Source organism: Streptomyces syringium, assembly GCF_017876625.1.
Taxonomy (GTDB): Bacteria; Actinomycetota; Actinomycetes; order Streptomycetales; family Streptomycetaceae; genus Streptomyces; species Streptomyces syringius.
Map to the genome: position 1 here is coordinate 2,774,180 of NZ_JAGIOH010000001.1, position 26,975 is coordinate 2,801,154.

The 26,975-nt window shown below is 71.9% G+C and carries 20 protein-coding genes; 11 read left to right on the forward strand and 9 right to left on the reverse strand.

What is annotated here, in order from left to right; all coding sequences use genetic code 11:
- The first annotated feature begins 40 nt into the window (after positions 1-40).
- The 3 genes from JO379_RS12235 to JO379_RS12245 all read left to right on the forward strand — a co-directional run bounded on the left by JO379_RS12235 (position 41) and on the right by JO379_RS12245 (position 2,822).
- Positions 41-844, forward strand: a complete 804-nt coding sequence (locus JO379_RS12235; protein ID WP_209514950.1) for a sugar phosphate isomerase/epimerase family protein — start codon at positions 41-43, stop codon at positions 842-844.
- A 128-nt stretch (positions 845-972) separates the two neighbouring features.
- Entirely contained in the window at positions 973-1,659 is a 687-nt protein-coding gene (locus tag JO379_RS12240; RefSeq protein WP_209514951.1) for a TetR/AcrR family transcriptional regulator, read from the forward strand.
- Positions 1,660-2,192: 533 nt separating this feature from the next.
- Positions 2,193-2,822 (forward strand): hypothetical protein, encoded by a 630-nt coding sequence (locus JO379_RS12245; protein ID WP_209514953.1) that lies wholly within the window; start codon positions 2,193-2,195, stop codon positions 2,820-2,822.
- Positions 2,823-3,046: 224 nt separating this feature from the next.
- Here the strand turns inward: JO379_RS12245 and JO379_RS12250 are convergent, their stop codons facing one another.
- The 5 genes from JO379_RS12250 to speB form a co-directional block, all read right to left on the reverse strand.
- Entirely contained in the window at positions 3,047-4,225 is a 1,179-nt protein-coding gene (locus JO379_RS12250) for an IS4 family transposase (protein ID WP_209514724.1), read from the reverse strand.
- A gap of 83 nt (positions 4,226-4,308) precedes the next feature.
- Positions 4,309-5,739: a S28 family serine protease gene (locus JO379_RS12255; protein WP_130877940.1), complete on the reverse strand. Its 1,431-nt coding sequence runs from the start codon at positions 5,737-5,739 to the stop codon at positions 4,309-4,311.
- Between the two features lie 233 nt (positions 5,740-5,972).
- Entirely contained in the window at positions 5,973-9,749 is a 3,777-nt protein-coding gene (locus tag JO379_RS12260; RefSeq protein WP_209514955.1) for an ABC transporter ATP-binding protein, read from the reverse strand.
- 108 nt (positions 9,750-9,857) lie between these two features.
- Positions 9,858-11,972: a potassium-transporting ATPase subunit KdpB gene (gene kdpB, locus JO379_RS12265; RefSeq protein ID WP_209514957.1), complete on the reverse strand. Its 2,115-nt coding sequence runs from the start codon at positions 11,970-11,972 to the stop codon at positions 9,858-9,860.
- A gap of 168 nt (positions 11,973-12,140) precedes the next feature.
- Positions 12,141-13,121, reverse strand: coding sequence for an agmatinase (gene speB, locus JO379_RS12270; RefSeq protein ID WP_130877943.1), 981 nt, complete (start codon positions 13,119-13,121; stop codon positions 12,141-12,143).
- A gap of 200 nt (positions 13,122-13,321) precedes the next feature.
- Here speB and JO379_RS12275 point away from each other — a divergent pair, with 200 nt between their 5' ends.
- Complete coding sequence (locus JO379_RS12275; RefSeq protein WP_130877944.1) at positions 13,322-14,110, forward strand: phosphatase; 789 nt, start codon at positions 13,322-13,324, stop codon at positions 14,108-14,110.
- 7 nt (positions 14,111-14,117) lie between these two features.
- Here JO379_RS12275 and JO379_RS12280 read toward each other — a convergent pair whose 3' ends face one another.
- The 4 genes from JO379_RS12280 to JO379_RS12295 all read right to left on the reverse strand — a co-directional run bounded on the left by JO379_RS12280 (position 14,118) and on the right by JO379_RS12295 (position 17,323).
- Positions 14,118-14,369: a hypothetical protein gene (locus tag JO379_RS12280; RefSeq protein WP_130877945.1), complete on the reverse strand. Its 252-nt coding sequence runs from the start codon at positions 14,367-14,369 to the stop codon at positions 14,118-14,120.
- A 54-nt stretch (positions 14,370-14,423) separates the two neighbouring features.
- On the reverse strand, positions 14,424-15,311 hold the full coding sequence (gene tesB / locus JO379_RS12285) for an acyl-CoA thioesterase II (protein ID WP_209514958.1): 888 nt from the start codon (positions 15,309-15,311) through the stop codon (positions 14,424-14,426).
- Positions 15,312-15,347: 36 nt separating this feature from the next.
- On the reverse strand, positions 15,348-16,505 hold the full coding sequence (locus JO379_RS12290; protein ID WP_130877947.1) for an acyl-CoA dehydrogenase family protein: 1,158 nt from the start codon (positions 16,503-16,505) through the stop codon (positions 15,348-15,350).
- Between the two features lie 188 nt (positions 16,506-16,693).
- Positions 16,694-17,323 carry an SACE_7040 family transcriptional regulator gene (locus JO379_RS12295; RefSeq protein ID WP_130877948.1) on the reverse strand — a complete coding sequence of 210 codons (630 nt, stop codon included), beginning with the start codon at positions 17,321-17,323 and terminating at the stop codon, positions 16,694-16,696.
- 88 nt (positions 17,324-17,411) lie between these two features.
- On the opposite strand from JO379_RS12295, the gene JO379_RS12300 reads away from it, so the two are divergent.
- From JO379_RS12300 to glmS, 7 genes are all read left to right on the forward strand, one after another.
- Positions 17,412-19,043, forward strand: coding sequence for a carboxyl transferase domain-containing protein (locus JO379_RS12300; RefSeq protein WP_209514959.1), 1,632 nt, complete (start codon positions 17,412-17,414; stop codon positions 19,041-19,043).
- A 26-nt stretch (positions 19,044-19,069) separates the two neighbouring features.
- Entirely contained in the window at positions 19,070-21,313 is a 2,244-nt protein-coding gene (locus tag JO379_RS12305) for an acetyl/propionyl/methylcrotonyl-CoA carboxylase subunit alpha (protein ID WP_209514960.1), read from the forward strand.
- Positions 21,310-22,248: a hydroxymethylglutaryl-CoA lyase gene (locus tag JO379_RS12310; protein WP_130877951.1), complete on the forward strand. Its 939-nt coding sequence runs from the start codon at positions 21,310-21,312 to the stop codon at positions 22,246-22,248. The genes JO379_RS12305 and JO379_RS12310 overlap by 4 nt, the downstream gene beginning before the upstream one ends.
- 3 nt (positions 22,249-22,251) lie before the next feature.
- Positions 22,252-23,412: an acyl-CoA dehydrogenase family protein gene (locus tag JO379_RS12315; protein WP_130877952.1), complete on the forward strand. Its 1,161-nt coding sequence runs from the start codon at positions 22,252-22,254 to the stop codon at positions 23,410-23,412.
- A gap of 32 nt (positions 23,413-23,444) precedes the next feature.
- Complete coding sequence (locus JO379_RS12320; RefSeq protein WP_209514961.1) at positions 23,445-24,365, forward strand: DUF4429 domain-containing protein; 921 nt, start codon at positions 23,445-23,447, stop codon at positions 24,363-24,365.
- Between the two features lie 100 nt (positions 24,366-24,465).
- On the forward strand, positions 24,466-24,741 hold the full coding sequence (locus JO379_RS12325; RefSeq protein ID WP_130877954.1) for a hypothetical protein: 276 nt from the start codon (positions 24,466-24,468) through the stop codon (positions 24,739-24,741).
- Positions 24,742-24,801: 60 nt separating this feature from the next.
- On the forward strand, positions 24,802-26,622 hold the full coding sequence (gene glmS / locus JO379_RS12330) for a glutamine--fructose-6-phosphate transaminase (isomerizing) (RefSeq protein ID WP_209514962.1): 1,821 nt from the start codon (positions 24,802-24,804) through the stop codon (positions 26,620-26,622).
- Positions 26,623-26,975 lie beyond the last annotated feature (353 nt).

Here is a 26,975-nt window from a genome sequence, read left to right on the forward strand (position 1 = left end):
ACCGCCCGCCCGCGCCACGCCGACGACCTACGGAGCCCGTATGAAGCTGGCCTTCTCCACCCTCGCCGTGCCCGGTCTGCCCGTACCGGAGGTGGTGCGGCTCGCGGGCGCGTACGGCTACGACGGCGTGGAGCTGCGGGCCCACCCGGAGGAACCCGTGCACCCCGGGACCGGGGCCGCGGAGCGGGACCGGGTGGCCGGGGAGTTCGCGGAGGCAGGGGTGCGGATCCTGGCCGTGGCCGGGTACGCACGGGTGGCCGCGGAGCAGGCCGACGAGGTGGTGCTCGGCGAGCTGGAGGAGCTGATCCGGCTCGCCGGGGACCTCGGCGCGGCGTACGTGCGGGTCTTCCCCGGAGGCGGCGATCTGCCGGCGGCGGAGGCCGACGCGCTCGCGGCCCGCCGGCTCGGGGCCGTCGCGCCGCTCGCCGCCGACAGGGACGTCCGGGTGCTGCTGGAGACGCACGACTCGCACCCCCGGGCCGCCGACACCGCCCGGGTCCTCGGTCCCGTCGGGCACCCCAGCGTCGGCGCGGTGTGGGACGTGCTGCACACCTGGCTCGGCGGCGAGGAACCGGCCGTCAGCTTCCCGGCGGTCGCCCCGCACCTGGGCTATGTGCAGGTCAAGGACGTCGCCTCGGCCGAGGATCCGGCCCCGCTCGCCCTCGGCTCGGGGGTGCTGCCGCTGGGTGCCTGCGTGGGCGAGCTCAGCCGGGCGGGCTGGGACGGCTGGCTCAGCTGGGAGTACGAGAAGCGCTGGCATCCGCACACGGCCGACTTCGCCCAGCTGGCCGGGCCGGGACGGCAGTATCTGCTGGGCCTGCTCGCCGGCGCCGGATCGGGCTGAGGGCGCGGCCCGAAGACATCGCGGACCCGCCCCCGGACACCGCCTCTGACCACGGCGTCGACCCGCCTCCGGCCCCGTCCCGGCCCCTGCCCCGACCGTATGATGAGCCCTCTGCGAGAGGGCGGCACATGACGGTGGAGACCAAGGAACGACTGATCGCCGCTGCGGGGACGGTGCTCCGGACGCAGGGGTACGGCAAGGCCAGTGCCCGGACGATCGCCAAGGAGGCCGGGGTCAACTCGGCCCTGGTCTTCTATCACTTCGGCGGCGTCGACCCGCTGCTGTTCGCGGCCCTCGACCGCTCCTCCGCCGAGCGGATGGCCCTGCACAGCGCCACCGTCGCGCACGCCGCCACCCTGGAGGAGCTCGCCGAGGCCGCCACCCGCATCTACCGCGACGACCTGGCGGGCGGCCATCTGACGCTCTTCAGCGAACTGGTCGCCGCCGCCGTCGCCAAGCCGGAGCTGCGCGAGGGCATCAGGGCACGGGCCGAGCCGTGGCAGGACTTCATCGAGGAGACCCTGGAGCGGGTCATCGGCGGCACCCCGCTGGCCCGGCTCACCCCGCCGCGCGACCTCGCGAACGCGGCGATCGCCTTCTACCTCGGGGCCAACCTCTTCAGCGTGCTGGACACCGACCACTCCCGTACGGAGTCGGTCTTCGCGATGATCCGCCGGCTGGCGCCGCGCGCCAAGCTCCTCACGCTGCGGCTGCCCGGCCGGGGCCGCGCAGCGCGGCCCGCCTCCGGGGGAACCGCTCAGGGCCTGTCCGGCGGATCTTCGGCTGCAGGCCCGTCGTTGCCGCCTCTCGCCTGACCGGCGGGCCCTCGACTGCCGACCGCTGTGTTGCCTACGGCGGCGGGCGCCCTGCGGGCGCGTCCTCAAGCGCCGGACGGGCTGCTGTGCTCTGTCCTCAAGCGCCGGACGGGCTGCTGTGCTCTGTCCTCAAGCGCCGGACGGGCTGCTGTGCTCTGTCCTCAAGCGCCGGACGGGCTGATATTGCTGGGCCCAGCCAACCAGCCCGTCCGGCGCTTGAGGACACCGCCGCGCAGCAGTGGTGCGCCCCCGTGATCCGCCGGACAGGCCCAGGCGCGGAACCGCCCGGCGGCACAGCTCGTCCAAGGCGCGTGCTGTCGCTGATTCCTCGCAGAGCGGTGCCGGCGTCGCCGCCGGCCACCCTCTCCGCCGCCTGCGACCGGCAGCACGCCGCCGTCGGCGCACCCCCCTTCGAGAGCGCCGGCGGCGGCCCGGCGGACAGGCGGTCACGCTCCGCGAAGCCCGGCCCACGCCTGGCGGGTACGGGGCCGGGCGGGCCACTCTGTACGCGCATCACGGGGACGGGGGAGTTCATGCGCCGAGGCGCGCTGCCGAAGGCGCTGCTGGTGTGCGCGGTGCTGGTGGGGATGTACACGCTGTCCGCGTGTCAGGGGGCCGGCCGCGGTGAGGCGGCGGCGGTCGCCGCCCCGGCCGGAGCCGGACCCACCCGGTCCGGGCAGGGCCCGGTGTTCCTGGAGGCGGAGGAGTGCGCGAGCCGGGGCCGGGCGGCCGCCGCCATCGAGGAGGTGCCCTGCGCGGGCCCGGCGGCCGCGGCGCGGGTTCTCGCCCGCTTCAACGGCCCGCTGGCGAAGGGCCCGCGCTGCCCGTCCGCCACCGACTACGTCCTGCACATCACCGCCGTCGACGGCGTCTCCGAGGAGGACAGCGCCCCCGAGGGCTACGCCTGCATGCGCAATCTGCGGCCGCCGCACCCGGGCGACCCCGGCATGGGCGGCGGCCCGCTCACGGTCGTCGGCGACTGCGTGTACACCGAGCGGCGCGGCGTGGTGAAGGAGACCGCCTGCGACGGTTCCCCCGCCCGTCCCCCGGAGTATCTGGTGACGCGCACGGTCCGCACCCGCGCCGACTGCCCGCCGTCGACGGCCCTGTACGTACAGGTCGGCGGCGGGACACCCATCGGGTGCGCCCGCCGCCTGGCCTAGGGCCAATGCCGTTGCGTTACGGTCTGGCCGTTCTCGGTGGGTGGATGAGGACGGCCTGGGTGGGGGTTTGGGTGGGTTGTGGCCAGTGGCGGTGTGCGGCTCTTTTGAGCCGGTAGTTGGACATCTTGCGTTTCACGACCCGTGGTTGACTGCGAAGTCGGCGTGGGGGCCGAAGGCCGTCCAGGCTGTCGTCACGCCACCGCGTCAGGTGTCCGATCAGCAGTTCAGGGGGAAAAGACACCTGGCGAGGTGGTGACGCTGCGCCGGACGGCGCGCAGCGTGTCGGTGAAGGAGAGCCGGTCCGGATCGGTTCTTTGGGCGGTGGCGCATCGGACCATCAGAGACCGCAGGGCGTAGTGGACCAGCAGGTGCGCCCAGATCTGCTGGCGCACACCCTCGGGCGTCTTGCTGGAGAGCACGACCCGCGGACCGCGCTGCTGCGTCTTGATCTCGGCGAATACCGATTCGGCCTCCCACCGCTCGCAGTACACGGCGGCCAACTCCGCTGCGGGGTAGAGCTCTTCGTCGAGGAGGTCGGTGACCAGGCGGTACTCCTCCACTCCCGAACGGGGACCGATTCCTTCGAGCCCGTAGGCGATCACCCGCACCCGGACCGGGTCACGCTTCTTCCCGTCGGTGCCGGCATGCAGGCGGCTGAGCCAGGAGCCGTCCGCAAGCCGCTGCTGAACGGGAAGCACCCGGTTCGCCGAGACCCGCCACAGCAGATGGGCACCGGTCGCGGTGAAGGCCCGCCACAACGGCACACCGAGGAACTCACGGTCGGCGAGCACGAGCATGTCCGGGCCGGTTGAGCGCACCAGCCGGGCCGACAGGGTCAGCTCGCCGACCCGGCAGCCGCCCAGCTCCGCGTCGAGCACCGCATGCGTCCCGCACTCAACCAACGCGGCCATTCGTACCTGCGGGAACGCCGACCGGTCCGGCTTGCGGGTGTTGCCCGGACGGCCGAACTCCGCAGCATTCGCAGGTGAGTCGGCGACGTCCCAGCAGGTGCCGTCCACTGCCGTCAGCCGAAGTCGCCGCCAGGACGCACCGGGTGTTCCCGTCCCGGCCAAGGGCCTCGCGGTGGCGGCGAACAGCACCCGCAACGGTTCAGCCCCGAGCCTCTCCCGGGCCCTGAACAGGGATGACTTGGCGGGGATCCGCCAGTCGCCCCACAGGCCGGCACTCCGCAGGCCCTCGGCCAGATGCCTCAGCACCTCCAGATACGGCGCCGGGGAGAACAGCGCCAGACCCAGCACGAAATAGACCGTAAGCCGAGCCGGCAACAGCCGTCTGCGCTGTTCGGTCCGGCCGCACGCCGCCACCACCCGATCCACCAAGCCCGGCGGATACACCCAGGTCAACAACCCCAGACCCGCCAGCTCAGGCACACGCTCAGCCATCGGCACCACCCCCGGAACAGCACCCAAAGCCTACGCCCACAGCTATCGCAACGGCATTGGGCCTAGGGCCTGTCCCTAGAACGTCACGGCCGCAGGGTCTGCTCCCGCTCGACACTCTGGCGGTCGAGCTTCGCGTCGTAGGGGGCGAGCGGCTTGGCGCGCGACTCGTCCTTCTTCACGGCCGCGGGCGCGACACCGGCCCATTCGAGGACCTCGGCCGTGGCCTTGATCCGCTCGTCGGCGACGAGCTGGGAGATGTTCGCGCCGTGGTTGCCGCCCGGTGCGTAGAAGCGGTAGTCGTCACGGGCCGCGGCGCGCTTGCCGAGGCGGAACGGCTCGCCGCTCCACGGGTCGTTCTGGCCGTAGACGAAGAGCATCCGGGTGCTGTCCTCGCGCACCCAGCGGTCCACGTCGGCCATCGCACCGCGCTGGAAGCGCATCGGGATGTCACGCGGCACGTAGCTGCGCGGCTGGTAGATCCCCGGGTACCGAAGGAGGCCCTTGAGGTGCCGGGTTTCGAAGGTGGGCGCACCGAGCTGGGTGCCCGCCTGGTAGTAGTACGGGGTGAAGCGCTCCAGGCCCTGGTCGGTGTAGGCCGAGAAGCCGGAGATCTCGTCGACGAACTTGTAGAGGGCGTCCGTCGAGGCGTTGGTCGCGGGGACGGTCTTGCAGTCGCTCTGCAGGTGGTACTGCCAGAAGGCCCACACCAGGTCGAGGACCACGTTCTCGTACGCCTTGTCGGCGCTGCCGACGACCTTGAAGGTCTGGCCGTTGTCGTCGGCCCACTTCTGGTAGCGGGCCACGATCTCGGTGCGGCGGACGAGCGCCTCGCGCTGGACCGAGTTGAGCTGGGTGCGGCAGGCCTTGTCGCCGACGTTCGCGAAGAAGCGGTCGTAGGCCGAGTCCTCCTTGTCGGCCACGTCGTTGGGCGCGACGTAGGCGACGGTGCCGTTCATGTCGTTCGGGTAGAAGCGGCGGAAGTACGTCGCCGTCATGCCGCCCTTGCTGCCGCCGGTGGCCAGCCAGTTCTTGCCGTAGACCGGCTTGAGGGCCTGGTAGAGGCGGTGCTGGTCGGTGGCCGCCTGCCAGATGTCGAGCTTGCTCCAGTCCGCCGGCTGGGGCCGGGAGGGGGTGAAGAAGCGGTACTCCATCGAGACCTGGTTGCCGTCGACGATGCGCGTGGGCTCGCTGCGGCTGGGCGTCGTGGAGACGTTGTACCCGGACGTGTAGAAGACGGTCGGCCGGTCGGTGGCCTTGTGCAGCAGCGTGAAGCGCTGCTGGAAGGTGCCCTTGGCCTTGTTCCGGTGGTCGACCGGCTGGGTGTAGTTCAGCACGAGGTAGCGGTAGCCCTCGTAGGGCTTCTCCTCGACGAAACTCATCCCGGGAATCTTCAGGATGCGTTCCTTGATGTCCGGATCGGCGGCGGCCGTCGCCGTCCCCGCCGTCGCACCGCTGACACCGATGGCACCTATGAGCACCACCAGCGCCAGCAGCCATCTGAGCGCCTTGCGCATTCGCCCTCCCCTGGGTTCGCAAAAGTCGCCGCGAACCTACCGGGGGCGTCATCCGCCACGCCAGACTTTTCTCTCGACTGATCACTGAGTGGTCGTCGACTGACCGCCGCTAAGCGGAAGATGATCAACCGCTGTGCTTGCGGCACCTGACCACGACCGTGCCGTTGGCGAACGCGCGCGACTGCGCCGGCGCGTCACGCCCGGGGGAGCACGCGCCCGTGGTCATTCCGGGCTCACCCCACGACCCCCGCCCGGTACGCCGGGACCGCCTCTCCGGTGAAGGTCCGCCACAGCTCGGCGTACCGCCCGTCCAGCGCGAGCAGTTCGCTGTGTGTGCCGTCCTCCACGACCCGGCCGTGGTCGAGCACCACCACGCGGTCCGCGCGGGCGGCCGTGGTCAGCCGGTGGGCGACGACGAGGGTCGTGCGCTTGCCCGCCAGCCGGTCCGTGGCCTGGTTGACCAGGGACTCGGTCGCCAGGTCCAGGGCGGCGGTGGCCTCGTCCAGCAGCAGGATGTCCGGGTCGACCAGCTCGGCGCGGGCCAGGGCGATCAACTGCCGCTGGCCGGCCGAGAGGTTGCGGCCGCGTTCGGTGACCTCGTGCAGATAGCCGTCCTCCAGGGTGGCGATCATCTCGTGCGCCCCGACCGCCCGCGCCGCCGCCTCGACCTCCGCGTCGGAGGCGTCGGAACGGCCGTAGGCGATGGCGTCGCGCACGGTGCCGGGGAAGAGGTACGGCTCCTGCGGGACGACGCCGAGGCGGTGCCGGTAGCCCGTCGGGTCCAGCTCCCGCAGATCGTGGCCGTCGACGAGGACGGCGCCGGAGGACGGGTCGTAGAAGCGGGCGACCATCTTCACCAGCGTGGACTTGCCCGCGCCCGTCTCGCCGACGAACGCGACCGTCTGCCCGGCCGGGATCGTCAGCCCGATGCCGGCGAGGGCCTCCTCGCCGTCGCCGTAGTGGAAGTGGAGGTCGTCGAAGACGATCTCGCCGGTCAGCTCCCGCACCTCGCGCGGCCGCTCCGGCACGGGCGTCGCCGTCGGCTCGCGCAGCAGCTCCTGCACCCGGCCGAGGGAGACGGTCGCCTGCTGGTAGCCGTCGAAGACCTGCGAGAGCTGCTGCACGGGGGCGAAGAAGAGGTCGATGTAGAGCAGGTACGCCACCAGGGCGCCCGCCGTCAGCGTGCCCTCGCTCACCCGGCCCGCGCCCACGATCAGGACCGCGGCGGCCGCGACGGACGACAGCAGCTGGACGAACGGGAAGTAGACGGATATCAGCCACTGGCCGCGGATGCGCGCCTGCCGGTAGCCGTCGCTGCGCTCGGCGAACCGCCGGGCGCCGACGGCCTCGCGGCGGAACGCCTGGACGATGCGCAGCCCCGCGACGCTCTCCTGGAGGTCGGCGTTGACGACGCCCACCCGCTCACGGGCCAGCTCGTACGCCTTGACGCTCTTGCGCCGGAAGACGACGGTGCCGACGACGAGCAGGGGCAGGGTGGCGAAGACGACGAGGGCCAGCTGCACATCGATGACCACGAGCGCGACGAGGATGCCGAAGAAGGTGAGGACGGAGACGACGGCGGTGATCAGACCGGTCTGGAGGAACGAGCTCAGCGCGTCGACGTCGGTCGTCATCCGCGTCATGATCTTGCCGGTCAGTTCGCGCTCGTAGTAGTCGAGCCCGAGCCGCTGGAGCTGGGCGAAGATCTTCACGCGCAGCGCGTACAGCACGCGTTCGCCGGTGCGTCCCGTCATCCGCATCTCGCCGACCTGTGCCGCCCACTGTCCGACCACGACGGCGAGCGCGAGCCCGGAGGCGACCCAGACCGCGCCGAGCGCCGCGCGCTGGACGCCCTGGTCGATGCCGTGCCGGATCAGTACGGGCAGCAGCAGACCGGCGACGGCGTCGACGGTCACCAGCAGCAGGCTCACCAGCAGGGGCGCCCGGAAGCCGCGCAGCAGCTGCCGCAGGCCGTAGTCCTTCTCGGGCCGTGCCGCCTGCTCCTCGTCGATGTCGGGGATGTCCGACGCCGGGGGCAGCGCGGCCACCTTGGCCAGCAGCTCGGGCGTGGCGGGCATCCCGGCCAGGGACCCGTCCATGCCGTCGGCCGCCGACGTACCGGCCGTCTCCTTGCGCACCCACAGGGCGGGGGTGACGCCGTCCACGCGCGCGTGCCCGACGGCCGTGGCCTCGGCGGTATCGGTGACGCCCGGTGCGGCCGTGAGGCCCGCCGGGTCCTGCTGGACGCCGCCGAGGGTGTCCGGGTCGGTCAGCAGCCGCCGGTAGGGCTCACAGCGCTCTTCGAGCTCCTGCGCCGTGCCGACGTCGACGAGCCGGCCGCCGTCGAGGACGGCGATGCGGTCGGCGAGCGCCAGCGTCGACGCCCGGTGGGCGATGAGCAGCGTCGTCCGGCCGGCCATGACGCCGCGCAGCGCCTCGTGGATCTCGTGCTCCACGCGCGCGTCGACCGCCGACGTCGCGTCGTCGAGGAGCAGCAGGCGCGGGTCGGTGAGGATGGCGCGGGCGAGCGCGATGCGCTGGCGCTGGCCGCCGGAGAGGGTGAGGCCCTGCTCGCCGACCTTGGTGTCGTAGCCGTCGGGCAGGTCCGAGATGAAGCCGTCCGCCTGTGCGGCGCGGGCGGCGGCGCGGATCTGCTCGTCGGTGGCGTCCGGCAGCCCGTAGGCGATGTTGTCGCGGACGCTGTAGGAGAAGAGGAAGCTGTCCTCGGGGACCAGCCCGATCGCGGCGCGCAGCGAGGACAGGGTCAGCTCGCGCACGTCGTGGCCGCCGACCCGTACCGCACCGCCCGTCACGTCGTAGAAGCGCGGGAGCAGCAGGGAGACGGTCGACTTGCCGCTGCCGGAGGCGCCGACGACCGCGACGGTCTCGCCGGGCTCCAGGCGCAGGGAGAAGCCGTCGAGGACGGGACGGGCGGGGTCGTAGCCGAAGGTGACGTCGTCGAATTCGACGGTGGCGGGGGCGTCCTCGGGCAGCGCGCGGGCGTCCGTGCGCTCCTCGACGGCCGGTTCGGTGTCGATGAGTTCGAAGACGCGCTCGACTCCGGCGCGGGCCTGCTGACCGACGGTCAGGATCATGGTCAGCATCCGTACCGGACCGATGAGCTGGGAGAGGTACGTGGAGAAGGCGACGAACGTGCCGAGGGTGACCTGGCCGCGGGTGGCCATCCAGCCGCCGAGGGCGAGCATGGCGACCTGGCCGAGGGCGGGGACGGCCTGGAGGGCGGGGGTGTAGCGGGAGTTGAGCCGCACGGTCCGCAGCCGCCCGGCGAAGAGCCTGCGGCTGACCTCGCGGAGCTTGCCGGCCTCCTGCGCCTCCTGGCCGAAGCCCTTGACGACCCGCACGCCCGTGACGGCACCGTCCACGACGCCCGCGACGGCGGCGGCCTGGCCCTGGGCGTACCAGGTGGCGGGGAAGAGCTTGGTGCGGCTGCGCTGGGCGAGGAACCACAGCGCGGGGGCGACGGCGAGGGCGACGACGGTGAGCAGCGGGGAGAGGACCGCCATCACGACGAGGGAGATGACGAAGAGCAGGATGTTGCCGATCATCATCGGCAGCATGAACAGCAGGCCCTGGATCAGCTGGAGGTCGCTGGTGGCCCGGCCGACGACCTGGCCGGTGGAGAGTTCGTCCTGCCGCTTGCCGTCGAGCCGGGAGATGGAGGCGAACATCTCGGTCCGCAGGTCGTGCTGCACGTCGAGCGCGAGCCGGCCGCCGTAGTAGCGGCGGATGTAGGTCAGGCCGTAGACGACGACCGCGGCGACGATCAGGAGCGTGGCCCAGGGGGCGAGGGGACGCTCGTGGGAGCCGATGACGTCGTCGATGATGAGCTTGGGTATCAGCGGGACGAGGGCCATGACGGCCATGCCGGCGAGCGAGGAGCCCAGGGCGAGCCATACCGTGCGGCGGTATCGCCAACAGTAGTGAGCGAGCCGTTTCGCCCAGCCCTGACCGGCGTCTTCCGCCGCACCGGTCGTATCCGTCGCCGCCACCCGAGACCTCCCGCTGTTCTCCACTGACGGAAGGCCCCAACGCTGTGGGCTGCGTTTTTCATCCCATCGCAACAAAGTGATCGCCGTCGGTGGCGCTGCGTGTCCGCGTCAGATGCCGGGCAGGTACTGGATCAGCAGGTCGATGAGCTTGATGCCGGCGAAGGGCGCGATCAGCCCGCCCAGCCCGTACAGGCTCAGGTTGCGGCGCAGCAGCGCGTGGGCGGAGGAGGGGGCGTAGCGCACCCCGCGCAGGGCGAGCGGGATCAGGGCGACGATGACGAGCGCGTTGAAGACGATCGCCGAGGCAATGGCCGAGGTCGAGCTGTGCAGGCCCATGATGTTGAGCTTCTCCAGGCCCTCGTAGCCGGCCACGCCGCCGAACATGGCGGGGACGATCGCGAAGTACTTGGCGACGTCGTTGCAGATGGAGAAGGTCGTCAGGGCCCCGCGGGTGATGAGCAGTTGCTTGCCGACCTCGACGATCTCGATGAGCTTGGTGGGGCTGGAGTCCAGGTCGACCATGTTCCCGGCCTCCTTGGCGGCCGAGGTGCCGGTGTTCATGGCCGCGCCCACATCGGCCTGGGCCAGTGCCGGGGCGTCGTTGGTGCCGTCGCCGGTCATCGCGACGAGGTTGCCGCCCGCCTGCTCCTCCTTGATCCGGGCCAGCTTGTCCTCGGGGGTGGCCTCGGCCATGAAGTCGTCGACGCCCGCCTCGGCGGCGATGGCCTTGGCGGTGAGCGGGTTGTCGCCGGTGATCATGACGGTCTTGATGCCCATGGCCCGCAGCTCGGCGAAGCGCTCGGCGATGCCGGGCTTGACGACGTCCTTGAGGTGGACGGCGCCCAGCACCCGGGCGCCGTCCGCGTCCTCGACGGCGACGAGCAGCGGGGTGCCGCCCCCGGCCGCGATGGAGTCGGTGATCCAGCCCGCCTCGGCGGGTACGGAACCGCCGCGCTGGGCGACCCACCGCGTCACGGAGGCGCCCGCGCCCTTGCGGATGCGGCAGAACTCCTCCCCGTAGGCGAAGTCGACGCCGCTCATCCGGGTCTGCGCGGTGAAGGGCACCCAGTGCGCGTGCGCCAGATCCCCCTCGGGGCGTTCCCGCAGTCCGTACTTCTCCTTGGCGAGCACGACGACGGAACGGCCCTCGGGGGTCTCGTCGGCGAGGGAGGACAGCTGGGCGGCGTCGGCGAGCAGCTCGTGCGTGACGCCCTTGACGGGCACGAAGGACGCGGCCTGCCGGTCGCCGAGCGTGATGGTGCCGGTCTTGTCGAGCAGCAGGGTGTTGACGTCACCGGCGGCCTCGACGGCGCGGCCCGACAGGGCGAGGACGTTGCGCTGCACGAGCCGGTCCATGCCCGCGATGCCGATGGCGGACAGCAGCGCGCCGATGGTGGTCGGGATGAGGGTGACCAGCAGGGCGACGAGCACGGTGATGCTCTGCGGGGCACCCGACCAGCCGGCCATCGGCTGGAGCGAGACCACGGCCAGCAGAAAGATGACGGTGAGGCAGGAGAGCAGGATGTTGAGCGCCAGCTCGTTGGGGGTCTTCTGCCGGGTGGTGCCCTCGACGAGCGCGATCATGCGGTCGAGGAAGGTGTGGCCGGGGCGGGAGGTGATCCGGATGACGATCCGGTCGGAGAGCACCTTCGTGCCGCCCGTGACGCCCGAGCGGTCGCCGCCCGCCTCGCGGATGACCGGCGCGGACTCGCCCGTGATGGCCGACTCGTCCACCGCCGCGACCCCGTCGACGACCTCGCCGTCACCGGGGATGGTCTCGCCCGCCTCGACCACCACGAAGTCGTACGGCCGCAGATCGGCCGCCGGCACCCGCTGCTCCTCCCAGTCGTAGCGCCCGATCCCCACCCGCCAGGACCGCAGCCGCCGCGCGACGGTGGTGGAGCGGGTGCGGCGCAGCGTCTCGGCCTGCGCCTTGCCCCGGCCCTCGGCGACGGCCTCGGCGAGGTTGGCGAAGACCACGGTGAGCCAGAGCCAGACGCTGATCAGCCAGGTGAAGACGGACGGGTCGAGGACGGCGGACAGCGTGGTGAGCACGGCCCCGGCCTCGACGACGAACAGCACCGGGTGCTTGACCATCACCCTCGGGTGCAGCTTGCGGACCGCGTCCGGGAAGGAGGCGATCAGCTGCTTGGGATCGACGAGGCCGCCGGCGACCCGGCGGTGGCGGCGGGGGTTGCGGCGTTGCGGGGCACGGTAGAGCATGCGCTCAGCCAACCGGGCCGGGCACGGACCGTGACCGTGTCCTTACGGATCTTTGGCGCGGGGGGCGCCTTGCCTTACGGGGTCTTTACGCACGACGCCGGACGGGCCGGCAAATGAGCCCGTCCGGCGTTTGAGGACCGGGGGTCCGGGAGCGGAGCCCCGGGTGGGTCAGACGCGCGATGCCGCGATCTGCCGGGACATGATCGTCGTCAGCTCGTACGCCGCGTGCGACGCCGCCACCGACGTGATCTCGGCGTGGTCGTACGCCGGGGCGACCTCGACCAGGTCGGCGGAGACCAGGTTGCAGGAGGACAGGCCGCGGATGATCTCCAGCAGCTCGCGGGAGGTCAGACCGCCCGCCTCCGGGGTGCCGGTGCCGGGGGCGTGGGCCGGGTCCAGGACGTCGATGTCGATGGATATGTACAGCGGGCGGTCGCCGACGCGCTGGCGGAGCTGGTCGGCGATCTCGTCGACGCCGCGGCGCATGACGTCCGCCGAGGTGACGATGCCGAAGCCCATCTTCTCGTCGTCGGTCAGGTCCTGCTTGCCGTACAGCGGGCCGCGCGTGCCGACGTGGGACAGCGCCTCGGTGTCGAGGATGCCCTCCTCGACGGCCCGGCGGAACGGCGTGCCGTGGGTGTACTCGGCGCCGAAGTAGGTGTCCCAGGTGTCCAGGTGCGCGTCGAAGTGCAGCAGGGCGACCGGGCCGTGCTTCTTGGCGACCGAGCGCAGCAGCGGCAGCGCGATGGTGTGGTCGCCGCCCAGCGTCATCATGCGGGCGCCGGTGCCGAGCAGGTCGTCCGCCGCGGCCTCGATGGTCTCCACGGCCTCGTCGATGTTGAACGGGTTCGCCGCGATGTCACCGGCGTCCGCGACCTGCGCGAGGGCGAAGGGGGAGGCGTCCTGCGCCGGGTTGTACGGGCGCAGCAGACGGGAGGCCTCACGGATGGCGTTGCCGCCGAAGCGCGCGCCGGGCCGGTAGGAGACGCCGGTGTCGAACGGCACGCCGACGACGGCGATGTCGGTGGTGCCGACCTCGTCCAGCCGGGGCAGGCGGGCGAAGGTGGCGGGACCGGCGTAGCGCGGGATGCGGGAGGAGTCGACGGGGCCACGCGGTTCAAGGGGGGCGGGGCTGTTCTGGGGGGTCATGCGGGGGCCTCTCGAATCACGGACGAATTACGGTCGGGGCAACGTCGGGGCGGCAGTGGAGGACGTACCCGAGGGTAGGCAGGGCGACGGATTCCGCACATGTACGGATTGAAGGGGTCCGGACTCGCCATATGGACACGACGTCCATCGCGTGGGGGCGCCTCGTCCATCGTGCACACAACGCGGGAGAGAATGAGCCCATGTCGATACCCAGCCGTACCGCTCTGATCGATCACCTCGTCCGTACGCGCATCGCGGGAGACGTCGCGACGCCCCGCGAGAACAACCTCGACCACTACCGCAAGCTCGCGAACGGTGATCGCCACTACTGGTTCGGGCTGGAATTCGGCGACCGCTGGACGGACGAGCAGGACGTGCTGGCCGTCATGGCGGAGCGCTGCGGTGTCAGCGACGATCTGGGCCACCGCGCGGGCCAGGACACCATCGACCCCGAGCTCACGGTCGCGGCCCTGGACCGCATGGCCGCCGTGCTGCGCAAGGCGGCGGCGGGCCGGCAGCGGGTGCTCTTCGCGACCGGGCACCCCGGCGGGCTGCTGGACGTGCACCGGGCCACGGCCGCCGCGCTGCGGGCGGCGGGGTGCGAGATCGTGGTGATCCCGGACGGGCTGACGGCGGACGAGGGGTACGTCTTCCAGTTCGCGGACGTCGCCGTCTTCGAGCGCGGGGCGACGCTGTGGCACACGCACTCCCCCGCCCCCATGGCCGCGATCCTCGACGGTCTCGCCCGGGAGGGCCGCCCGCTGCCGGACCTGGTCGTCGCCGACCACGGCTGGGCGGGATGCGCGGCCCAGCGCGGTCTGGACGCGGTCGGTTACGCGGACTCCAACGACCCGGCCCTCTTCCTCGCCGAGGCCGAGGGGACCCTCCAGGTCGCCGTGCCGCTCGACGACCACGTCCTCAGCCCGCGCTTCTACGACCCGCTGACGGCGTACCTGCTGGCCGCGGCGGGCTTGGCAGCGCAGGCCTAGGACCGGGCTAGGCCGTTTCCCGCGACGTGCCGGGACCGCCGTTCCACGCGCGGACGCACAGCCAGCTGCCTCCGTAGAGGACCGCGGCCTCGGCGAGCCGGAAGCCGATTCCGGACACCACCCGGGGGCCGCCGGTGAGTTCGACGATCCTGGTGTGCCAGAAGAACAGGGCTATGGCGCCGAGGACGATGCCGACGATGCCTCCGCCCATCAGCAGCACTCTGGTCACCATCGCCATGGGCGCCGGCGCGCGCGTCATCGCTGTTCCCTCCCGAAGTCGTTCCCAATGATCAGCTTCACGAGGGTACTTGGCTCAGCCACGCGGGACCCGGACCACGCCTTCCTGGATGACCGAAACCGCCAACCGCCCGTCCTGCGTGAAGATCCGACCCCTGGCGAGCCCGCGGCCGCCCTGGGAGGTCGGGCTCTCCTGGTCGTAGAGCAGCCACTCGTCGGCCCGGAAGGGCCGGTGGAACCACATGGCGTGGTCAAGGCTGGCCCCGACGACGTCACCGACCGCCCAGCCGCCGCGCCCGTGGGCGAGCAGGACGGAGTCCAGGAGCGTCATGTCGGAGACATAGGTGGCCAGGCAGAGGTGCAGCAGCGGGTCGTCGGCCAGTTTGCCGTTTGTCCGGAACCACACCTGCGACTTGGGCTCGCGCGGCTCCCCCATGCTGGCGAACGGCGGCTCCTCCGCGTACCGCAGGTCGACGGCCCCGCGCGCCTTGAGGATCAGCTCCACGATGTCGGGTCCGCCGAGGTGGTCGGCGTACTGGGGCAGCATCTCGGCGGCGGTCGGCAGAGTCACCGGGTCCGGCGCCGGCGGCATCGGCTCCTGGTGCTCCAGCCCCTCCTCGTACGTCTGGAAGGACGCGGAGAGGTGGAAGATCGGCTGCCCGTGCTGGACGGCCACCACGCGGCGGGTGGCGAAGGAGCGGCCGTCGCGGATCCGGTCGACGGTGTAGACGATGGGCACCTCGGGGTCGCCGGGGCGCAGGAAGTAGGAGTGCAGGGAGTGGGCGAGGCGGTCGCCGGGGACGGTGCGTCCCGCGGCGACCAGGGCCTGAGCGGCCACCTGCCCGCCGAAGACCCGGGGCACCAGGGTGGGGCGGCCGGTGGTGCCGCGGAAGATGTCCTGCTCAATAGGCTCGAGGTCGAGCTGACCGAGCAGATCGTCCAGGGGGGTGGTGGGCTCGCTCATGGGGCCGGTGGTTCCTTACGGGATGGGTGGGGCGGCCTACAGGCCCATCGACTTGGCGATGATCGAGCGCATGACCTCGCTCGTGCCGCCGTAGATGCGGGTCACGCGGGTGTCCGCGTACAGGCGCGCGATCGGGTACTCCATCATGTAGCCGTAGCCGCCGTGGAGTTGGAGGCACTTGTCGATGACGGTGGCCGCGCGCTCGGTGGTGAAGAGCTTCGCGGACGCGGCGTCGGCCGGGGTCAGCTCACCGGCGTCGTGCGCGTCGAGGGCGCGGTCGACGACCGCCTGCATCGCGTCGACCTCGGACTTGCAGTCGGCCAGGACGAACTTGGTGTTCTGGAACGCGGCGACCGACTGCCCGAAGACGGTGCGGTCCTGGACGTACGCCTTGGCGAACTCCACGGCCGCGGCGGACTGGGCGTACGCGCTGACGGCGATGGCCAGCCGCTCCTGGGGGAGGTTGTGGCCGAGGTAGCCGAACGCCTCGCCCTCCTCGCCGAGGAGGTCCTCCACGGGCACCTTGACGTCGGTGAAGGAGAGTTCGGCGGTGTCGGAGGTCTTGAGGCCGAGCTTCTCCAGCTTGCGGCCGACCGCGTAGCCCTCGGAGGCGGTGTCGACGACGAGGATGGAGATGCCGCCGCGCCGGTCCTCGGGTGTGGGCGGGGCGGTGCGGGCGCACACGAGCACCCGGTCGGCGTGGACACCGCCGGTGATGAAGGTCTTGGCGCCGTTGAGGACGTAGTGCGTGCCGTCCTCGGAGAGCCTGGCGGTGGTCTTCATGCCGGCCAGGTCCGAGCCGGTGCCGGGCTCGGTCATGGCGATGGCGGTCATCATGTCGCCGGAGACGAAGGAGGGCAGCCAGCGCCGCTTCTGCTCCTCGGTGGCGTACTTCAGGAGGTAGGGCAGGCAGAGCGCGGTGTGCACGCCGCTGCCGCCGAAGCTCACGCCCGCCCGGGCGCACTCCTCGGCGATGACGGCCTGGAACTTGAAGCTGCTCTCGCCCGCGCCGCCGTACTCCTCGGGCACCTCGATGCCGAAGACACCCAGCTCGCCGAGCTTCTTGTAGAACTCCCGGGGCGCCGAACCGGCCTCGCGCCACTCGTCGTAGAAGGGCACGACCTCGGCGGCGATGAAGTCGCGGATGGTCTCCCGGAACGCCTCGTGATCCTCGTTGAACACCGTGCGACGCACAGCGGCCCCCTCCCTCGTCCCACGCCTACTAAGCGCTTGCTCGGCTGAAGTTACCGAGGGGTCAGCAGGGCTGTCCAGAGTCCGCGTCCTCGATCACCGGGCGGGCCGGTTGTAGCTGAGCTCAGCCACATCAAGCCCGTCCGGCGTTTGAGGACACCGCCGCGCAGCGGAGGTGCACCCACCACGACCTACACCGCATCCGCGGACAACGCGGCAAGCGCACCGAGCGCCAGCCGCCGCAGCAGCGCCGCCGTGGCCGTGCGGCCCGGGAGGGCGGCGGGGCGGCTGAGGTGCGGGGTGGAGTTGAGCAGGCCGAAGACGGCGTGCACGGCGGCGCGGACGTCGGCCTCGGTGGCGTCCGGGTGGAGCCGGCGGACGACGTCGACCCACAGCTCCACGTACCGGCGCTGGAGGGAGCGCACCTGCTTGCGGTCGCTGTCGCGCAGCTGGCCCAGCTCACGGTCGTGGAGGGTGATCAGCGCCCGGTCGTCCAGGGCGAAGTCGATATGGCCGTCGATGAGCGAGTCGAGCACGGCGGCCGGGTCTCCGTCCGCCTCGGCCGCGGCCTCGGCGACCCGCTTGCAGCCCCCGTCGAAGAGCCGCTCGCTGATGCCCACCAGCAGCTCCGCCAGCATCGCGTCCTTGCCGGCGAAGTGCCGGTAGAGACCGGGGCCGCTGATGCCGACCGCCGCCCCTATCTCGTCCACCCCGACACCGTGGAAACCGCGCTCGGCGAAGAGGCGGGCGGCCTCCCGGAGGATCTGCTCACGGCGGGTGAGGGCGGGGGCGGGCTGGAGGCGGGTTGCTGCGTCGGTCACGAAATCAATTCTAGACAGTTGCGTTAGTGGTCGTTAACCTGAAGGAAACGTGTTAACGCTCATTAACCGAGCAAGGGAGCTCGAGTCCATGCAGCAGGCACCGGTGCTGGGGAGCACCGCAGATCCGGCGTCCGACGCCTGGCGGGCCAATGAGGCCGCCCACCGCGAGCTGGCCGCCGGACTGCGCGAGAAGCTCGCCGCCGCGCGGCTGGGCGGGGGCGAGAAGGCCCGCGCACGGCACACCGCGCGGGGAAAGCTGCTCCCGCGCGACCGGGTGGACGCGCTCCTGGATCCCGGGTCGCCGTTCCTGGAGCTCGCGCCGCTGGCGGCCGAGGGGATGTACGGCGGGGCCGCCCCGGCGGCGGGCGTCATCTCCGGCATCGGGCGGGTCTCCGGGCGCGAGGTGGTGATCGTCGCCAATGACGCCACGGTCAAGGGCGGCACGTACTACCCGATGACCGTCAAGAAGCATCTGCGCGCCCAGGAGGTCGCGCTGGAGAACCGGCTCCCCTGCCTGTATCTCGTGGACTCCGGCGGTGCGTTCCTCCCCTTGCAGGACGAGGTCTTCCCCGACCGCGACCACTTCGGCCGGATCTTCTACAACCAGGCCCGGATGTCCGGCGCCGGCATCCCGCAGATCGCGGCGGTGCTCGGCTCCTGCACGGCGGGTGGCGCCTACGTCCCGGCGATGAGCGACGAGGCGGTGATCGTGCGCGACCAGGGCACGATCTTCCTGGGCGGCCCGCCGCTGGTGAAGGCCGCGACGGGCGAGGTCGTCACCGCGGAGGAGCTGGGCGGCGGCGAGGTCCACTCCAAGGTCTCGGGCGTCACCGACCACCTCGCCGACGACGACGCGCACGCCCTGCGGATCGTGCGCAACATCGTGGCCACCCTCCCCGGGCGCGGCCCGCTGCCCTGGGCGGTGGAGCCCGCCGAGGAGCCCCGGGTGGACCCCAGGGGGCTGTACGGCGCGGTCCCGGTCGACTCCCGCACCCCCTACGACGCCCGCGAGATCATCGCGCGGATCGTCGACGGCTCCCGCTTCCAGGAGTTCAAGGCGGAGTTCGGGCAGACCCTGGTGACGGGCTTCGCCCGGATCCACGGCCACCCGGTGGGCATCGTCGCCAACAACGGCATCCTCTTCTCCGAATCCGCCCAGAAGGGCGCGCACTTCATCGAGCTGTGCGACCAGCGCGGCATCCCCCTGCTCTTCCTGCAGAACATCTCCGGCTTCATGGTCGGGCGGCAGTACGAGGCGGGCGGCATCGCCAAGCACGGCGCGAAGATGGTCACGGCGGTGGCCTGCACCCGCGTCCCCAAGCTCACGGTCGTCGTCGGCGGCTCGTACGGCGCGGGCAACTACTCGATGTGCGGCAGGGCCTACTCCCCCCGCTTCCTGTGGATGTGGCCCAACGCCAAGATCTCCGTGATGGGCGGCGAGCAGGCCGCGTCCGTCCTCGCCACCGTCAAGCGCGACCAGCTCGAAGCGCGCGGGGAGGAGTGGAGCGCGGCCGACGAGGACGCCTTCCGGGCCCCGGTCCGCGAGCAGTACGAGACGCAGGGCAGCGCCTACTACGCCACCGCGCGGCTGTGGGACGACGGGGTGATCGACCCGCTGGAGACCCGGCAGGTGCTCGGCCTCGCGCTGACCGCCTGCGCCAACGCCCCGCTGCCCGCGAAGGACCCGTCGGCGCCCGGCTACGGCGTCTTCCGGATGTGAGCGCCCTCATGACAAGCGGAGACACCATGTTCGACACCGTCCTGGTCGCCAACCGCGGCGAGATCGCGGTCCGCGTCATCCGTACGCTCCGCGCGCTCGGCATCCGCTCGGTCGCCGTGTTCAGCGACGCCGACGCGGACGCCCGCCATGTGCGCGAGGCGGACACGGCCGTGCGGATCGGCCCCGCGGCGGCCGCCGAGAGCTATCTGTCCGTCCCGCGCCTGCTGGCGGCCGCGGCGCGCAGCGGCGCGCAGGCCGTCCACCCCGGCTACGGCTTCCTCGCGGAGAACGCGGCGTTCGCCCGCGCCTGCACGGACGCCGGGCTGGTCTTCATCGGCCCGCCCGCCGGGGCGATCCAGCTGATGGGCGACAAGATCCGCGCCAAGGAGACCGTACGGGCGGCGGGCGTGCCGGTCGTGCCGGGCTCCTCCGGCAGCGGTCTGACCGACGCGGAACTGGCGGCATCGGCCCGGGAGATCGGCATGCCCGTGCTGCTCAAGCCCTCGGCGGGCGGCGGCGGCAAGGGCATGCGGCTCGTCCGTGACGAGGCGCTGCTGGGCGAGGAGATCGCCGCGGCCCGGCGCGAGGCCCGCGGCTCCTTCGGGGACGACACCCTGCTCGTCGAGCGGTGGGTCGACCGCCCCCGGCACATCGAGATCCAGGTCCTCGCGGACGGCCACGGCAACGTCATCCACCTCGGCGAGCGCGAGTGCTCCCTCCAGCGCCGCCACCAGAAGATCATCGAGGAGGCGCCGTCCCCCTTCCTCGACGAGGCCACCCGCGCGGCGATGGGCGAGGCCGCCGTGCAGGCGGCGCGGTCCTGCGGTTACACGGGCGCGGGCACGGTGGAGTTCATCGTGCCGGGCGACGACCCCTCCTCGTACTACTTCATGGAGATGAACACCCGCCTCCAGGTCGAGCACCCCGTCACCGAGCTGATCACGGGACTGGACCTCGTCGAATGGCAGGTCCGGGTCGCCGCCGGCGAGCGGCTGGGCCGCACTCAGGCCGAGGTGACACTGACCGGCCACGCGGTCGAGGCCCGCATCTGCGCGGAGACCGCGCGGCCGACGGCCGACGGCCGGGTGGACTTCCTGCCGTCGGCGGGCACGGTGCTCGCCCTGGGCGAACCCACGGGCGAGGGCGTGCGGGTGGACTCCGGCCTCGCCGAGGGCACGGAGGTCGGCACCTCCTACGACCCGATGCTCGCGAAGGTCATCGCCTACGGCCCGGACCGCCCGACGGCCCTGCGCCGACTGCGCGCCGCCCTCGCGGAGACGACCGTCCTGGGCGTGGACACCAACGCCGGTTTCCTGCGCCGGCTGCTGGCGCACCCGAAGGTGGTGTCGGGCGCGCTGGACACGGGGCTGGTCGACCGGGACGCGGTGGCGCTGGTGCGGGGGTCCGTCCCGGACGAGGTGTACGCGGCGGCGGCACTGCTGCGCCAGACGGCGCTGGAGCCGGACGCACTCCGTGCGGGTGGCTGGGTGGACCCGTTCTCCCTCCCGACGGGCTGGCGCCTGGGCGGGGAGCCGGCATGGACGGTCCACCACCTGCGCGTACCGGGCCAGGACCCGGTGGCGGTGGAGGTGCGCGGCGGCGCGGCGGAGGCGGAGATCCGCCTGCCGGACACGGATACGGCCACCACCGGCAGCACGGAGCCGCCGCGGGGGCCCGAGTGTGGCGCCCCGTCCGCGAAGCCCGGCAACCAGGCGGCGCAGCTCGCCGGCACCGTGCCCGGCGGCGCCGAGCCGCCGTCATCCCGGGGGCCCGGGGGCTTGCCCCCCACGCGGCGGAGCCGCACATCGATGCAGCTGGGAAGGGGCGGGGCTGGGGAAAAGACCCCCGCCCACCCCACCCGCATCGTCACCCTCACCCCCCACACCGTCACCCTGGAACTGAACGGCCTCACCCACACCCTCACCCACGCCACCAGCCCGGAGGGCACCTGGCTCGGACGTGACGGCGACACCTGGCACGTCCAGGACCACGACCCCACCGGCGCCCGGGGCGGCGCCGGGGCCGCGCACGCCGGGGCGCTGACCGCGCCGATGCCCGGCACGGTCACCGTCGTGAAGGCCGCCGTCGGCGACGCCGTGACCGCCGGGCAGAGCCTGCTCGTCGTGGAGGCGATGAAGATGGAGCACGTCATCTCCGCGCCGCACGACGGGACCGTCACCGAGCTGGACGTGACGGCGGGCGCCACCGTCGCCATGGACCAGGTCCTGGCCGTGGTCACCCCCGCCGACGCCCCGCAGGAGGAGTCATGACCGACGGACTTCCCATGGTCGTGCCGGAGCCCGGCCTCCCGGACCGCGTCCGGATCCACGAGGTCGGTCCCCGCGACGGGCTGCAGAACGAGAAGACGGTCGTCCCGGTCGAGGTGAAGGCGGAGTTCATCCGCCGGCTCGCCGATGCCGGGCTCACCACCATCGAGGCGACGAGCTTCGTGCACCCCAAGTGGGTGCCCCAGCTCGCCGACGCCGAGCAGCTGATGCCGATGCTCGACGGCGTGACGGCCCGTCTCCCGGTCCTGGTGCCGAACGGGCGCGGCCTGGACCGCGCCCTCGCTCTCGGCGTGCGCGAGATCGCGGTGTTCGGCAGCGTCACGGAGTCGTTCGCCAAGGCCAACCTCAACCGCACGGTCGACGAGTCGCTGGAGATGTTCGCGCCCGTCGTGGCCACGGCACGGGAGGCCGGCGTCACCGTGCGCGGCTATCTCTCGATGTGCTTCGGCGACCCCTGGGAGGGGGCCGTGCCGGTCGGGCAGGTCGCGCGGGTCGCCCGTCGGCTGCTGGACCTCGGCTGTGACGAGCTGAGCCTCGGCGACACGATCGGCGTGGCCACCCCCGGCCACGTCTCGGCGGTCCTGACGGCACTGGGCGCGGTGGGCGTGCCGGCCGAGCGGCTCGCCGTGCACTTCCACGACACCTACGGCCAGGCCCTGTCCAACACCCTGGCCGCCCTGCGCCACGGCGTACGCGTCGTCGACGCCTCCGCCGGCGGCCTCGGCGGCTGCCCCTACGCGAAGAGCGCCACCGGAAACCTCGCCACCGAGGACCTCGTGTGGATGCTCGACGGCCTCGGTATCGACACCGGGGTCGACCTCGGCCGGCTCACCGCCACCAGCGTGTGGATGGCCGGCCATCTGGGGCGGCCCAGCCCGTCCCGCACCGTCCGCGCCCTCTCCCCCCAGGAGCTTTGAGTCATGTCGCTGGACCACCGCCTCTCCCCCGAGCACGAGGCACTGCGCCGTACCGTGCAGGAGTTCGCGCACGACGTCGTCGCCCCGAAGATCGGCGACTTCTACGAGCGCCATGAGTTCCCGTACGAGATCGTGCGGGAGATGGGCCGCATGGGCCTGTTCGGGCTGCCCTTCCCCGAGGAGTACGGCGGGATGGGCGGCGACTATCTGGCGCTCGGCCTCGCCCTGGAGGAGCTGGCCCGCGTCGACTCCTCCGTGGCGATCACCCTGGAGGCCGGTGTCTCGCTGGGCGCGATGCCGATCTTCCGCTTCGGCACCGAGGAGCAGCGGCAGGAGTGGCTGCCCAAGCTGTGCTCCGGCCAGATGCTGGGCGCGTTCGGCCTGACCGAGCCCGAGTGCGGTTCGGACGCCGGCGGCACCCGCACCACCGCCCGGCTGGACGAGGCCACGGACGAGTGGGTGATCAACGGCACCAAGTGCTTCATCACCAACTCGGGCACGGACATCACGGGCCTGGTCACGGTCACCGCCGTCACCGGCCGCGAGGAGGACGGCAAGCCGCGCATCTCGTCGATCATCGTGCCCTCCGGCACGCCCGGCTTCACCGTCGCGGCCCCTTATTCCAAGGTCGGCTGGAACGCCTCGGACACCCGCGAGCTGTCCTTCTCCGACGTCCGGGTGCCGGCGGCGAACCTGCTGGGCGAGGAGGGCCGCGGGTACGCCCAGTTCCTGCGCATCCTCGACGAGGGCCGGATCGCGATCTCGGCGCTGGCGACGGGCCTCGCCCAGGGCTGTGTCGACGAGTCGGTGTCCTACGCCAAGGCCCGTGAGGCCTTCGGCAAGCCGATCGGCGCCAACCAGGCGATCCAGTTCAAGCTCGCCGACATGGAGATGCGGGCGCACACGGCCCGGATCGCGTGGCGCGACGCCGCGTCGCGGCTGCTGCACGGCGAGCCGTTCAAGAAGGAGGCGGCGCTGGCCAAGCTCTACTCCTCCGAGATCGCCGTCACCAACGCCCGCGAGGCCACGCAGATCCACGGCGGCTACGGCTTCATGAACGAGTACCCGGTGGCCCGCATGTGGCGGGACTCCAAGATCCTGGAGATCGGCGAGGGCACGAGCGAGGTCCAGCGGATGCTCATCGCCCGCGAGTTGGGCCTGTAGGGCGCCCCCGCGCGCCTGCGAGAATCTCCTTCATGGCTGAGATCCTCCAGAAGGACGGTACGTGGGCGTTCGACGGCGACACGATACGCATCGTGCCCGGGCGCGAGCGTGGGGTGCACCTGCTGCGCCAGACGCTGGGTGAGCTGGCCGTGCCGCTGACGGCCGTGGCGGGTATCGCCTTCGAGCCGGGCCGCAAGGGCGGCCGGCTGCGGCTGCGTCCGCGCGACGGGGCCGACCCCTTGGCGCAGGCCGTGCGCGGCCGGCTGCCGGACGGCGCCGATCCGTATCAGCTGGCGGTCGAGCCGGGCCGGACGGGCGTGGCGGAGTACCTCGTGGACGAGGTGCGCAACGCCCTGCTGCTGGAGCAGGTGCCGGAGGGTCCCACGGACCGCTATCTGCTGCCGGGCCCGGCCGTGCCGCTGTCGGTGGGCGCCGGGGACGGCACCGTCTCCTTCGACGGCGAGTGGGTCCGCCTGGAGTGGAACTGGATGACCGAGGAGGGCAAGAAGTCCGCCGGGACGCGGACCTTCCCGGTGGCCGACATCCAAGCGGTGGAGTGGCTGCCCTCCCACGGCCTGGAGAACGGATATCTGCGCTTCGTCCTGGTCAAGGGGGCGACCAAGGCCCCGCCGAAGCACGATCCGCACGCGATCGAGCTGTACGGCTTCAAGAAGGATCCGCTGATGGCGCTGGTCGCGGCCGCGGTCCTGGCCCGGCTGCCGCACCCCTCGGGAGCGGGCGCGGCGGGCCGTCCCGCACTCGCCAATGCCTTGCCGCCCGGCGCTCCCGACCCGTCCGGCGCCCCCGGCACGGACGGCGCCCCCGCCGCCCCGGCCTCCGATCATGACGCGCTGCTGCGGCGCCTGCGTGAGCTGGGCGAGCTGCACCAGAGCGGAATCCTCACCGCCGATGAGTTCGCGGCGGCGAAGCAGGCCGTACTCAAGCGCTTCTAATCCGACATTTCTGGGCTCTCCCCACCCTTTCGATCTTCACTCCTGCCCGATATCGGGCAGGATTCTTGCGAAAGACCTCGACACCCCTCAGTATCAACGGGTGCTCGAACGCCGTATGACCCATGACGACCTGGTGGACCACCTGGTGCGCAGCACGCCGCTTCAGCGCGGCGAGGCCGCCCGGGTGGTCCTGGACGTCCTGGCGTACTTCGACGAGACGACCGAGGCGTTCGTGCGCCGCCGACACCGCGAGCTCCAGTCCGGGGGACTGAACAACGCGGAGATCTTCGAGCGGGTCGCGGCGGAACTGCCGCACCGCGCGGTGGCGCCACCCGAGCTCTCGCTGCGGCAACTGCGCCGCATCGTCTACGGCTGAGACCGGCGGCTTCTGCCGCCGCCGAGCATCACTGATCGTTTGCCTGGGAGGGTCAACACCATGTGTGGAATCGTCGGTTATATCGGTAAGCGCGACGTAGCGCCGCTGCTGCTGGAGGGCCTCCAGCGCCTGGAGTACCGCGGCTACGACTCCGCCGGTATCGCCCTGCACGCGAGCGGCAAGACGGGCGGCCTGAAGTCCGCCAAGGCCAAGGGCCGTGTCCGTGAGCTGGAGGCGCGCCTGCCCAAGCGCTTCAACGGCAGCACCGGCATCGCCCACACCCGCTGGGCCACCCACGGCGCGCCCAACGACGTCAACGCCCACCCGCACCTGGACGCCGAGGAGAAGGTCGCCGTCGTCCACAACGGCATCATCGACAACGCCTCCGACCTGCGCGCCAGGCTGACGGCCGAGGGCTTCGTCTTCGTCTCCGACACCGACACCGAGGCCCTCGCCCACCTCATCGCCCGCTCCGAGGCCGGCACGCTGGAGGAGAAGGTCCGCGAGGCCGTCAAGCACATCGAGGGCACGTACGGCATCGCCGTCCTGCACGCCGACTTCCCGGACCGCATCGTCGTCGCCCGCAACGGCTCCCCCGTGGTGCTGGGCATAGGCGAGAAGGAGATGTTCGTCTCCTCCGACGTCGCCGCGCTGGTCAGCCACACCCGCCAGGTCGTCACCCTCGACGACGGCGAGATGGCCACGCTCCGGGCCGACGACTACCGCACGTACACCACCGAGGGCTCCTCCACCTCGGCACAGCCGACCACCGTGGAGTGGGAGGCCGAGTCGTACGACATGGGCGGCCACGACACGTACATGCACAAGGAGATCCACGAGCAGGCGGACGCGGTCGACCGCGCGCTGCGCGGCCGGATCGACGACCGCTTCTCCACCGTGCACCTGGGCGGCCTGAACCTCGACGCCCGTGACGCGCGCGCCGTGCGCCGGGTGAAGATCCTCGGCTGCGGCACCTCGTACCACGCCGGCCAGATCGGCGCGCAGATGATCGAGGAGCTGGCGCGGATCCCCGCCGACGCCGAGCCGGCCTCCGAGTTCCGCTACCGCAACCCGGTCGTGGACCCCGACACCCTCTACATCGCGGTCTCCCAGTCCGGTGAGACCTATGACGTCCTCGCCGCCGTCCAGGAGCTCAAGCGCAAGGGCGCCCGCGTCCTGGGCCTGGTCAACGTGGTCGGCTCGGCCATCGCCCGCGAGACCGACGGCGGCATCTACGTGCACGCCGGCCCCGAGGTCTGTGTCGTCTCCACCAAGTGCTTCACCAACATGGTGGTCTCCTTCGGCCTGCTCGCCCTGCACCTGGGCCGCACCCGCGACCTGTCCGTCGCCGACGGCAAGCGGATCATCGCGGGCCTGCGCAAGCTGCCCGAGCAGATCGCCGAGATCCTGGCGAACGAGGAAGAGATCGAGAAGCTGGCCGGGGAGTACGCCGACGCCAAGTCGATGATGTTCATCGGCCGTGTCCGGGGCTACCCCGTCGCCCGCGAGGCCTCGCTGAAGCTCAAGGAGGTCTCGTACATCCACGCCGAGGCCTACCCCGCGTCCGAGCTCAAGCACGGCCCGCTGGCCCTGATCGAGCCCGCCATGCCGACGGTCGCGATCGTCCCGGACGACGACCTGCTGGAGAAGAACCGCGCCGCGCTCGAGGAGATCAAGGCCCGCTCCGGCCGCATCCTCGCCGTCGCGCACCAGGTGCAGGAGAAGGCCGACCACACGATCGTCGTGCCGAAGAACGAGGACGAGCTGGACCCGATCCTCATGGGCATCCCGCTCCAGCTCCTCGCCTACTACACGGCGAAGGCCATGGGCCGCGACATCGACAAGCCGCGCAACCTGGCGAAGTCCGTCACGGTTGAGTAGACCCGGGCGAGCTCAAAGGAAGCGGCCTGTCCCCGCGACCATCAATTGAGCGACCCCAGCGGCGATCAGCCACCTCCGCGAGAGCGGCGGCGGTTCAGCCGCAAAAGGGAGGACGGTCTTCCCCGCACGTGCCACCACGCGCGCGGGGAGGACCGCCTCCCCTGCGCCGGCGTCGCCCTCACGCCGGCGGTGATGCCGCCGGTCCCGGGAACCGTCACCTCCCGTCCGGCAGCACGTCACATGTAGCGGGTTGTACCCGCCGCCGGGGCACTATCCACCTCTACGCGCGAGTAGATTCATCGGCCTTGTCAAGGCGGATTTGGCGCCATCCCCGGGGCGCGTCGCGGCACCAT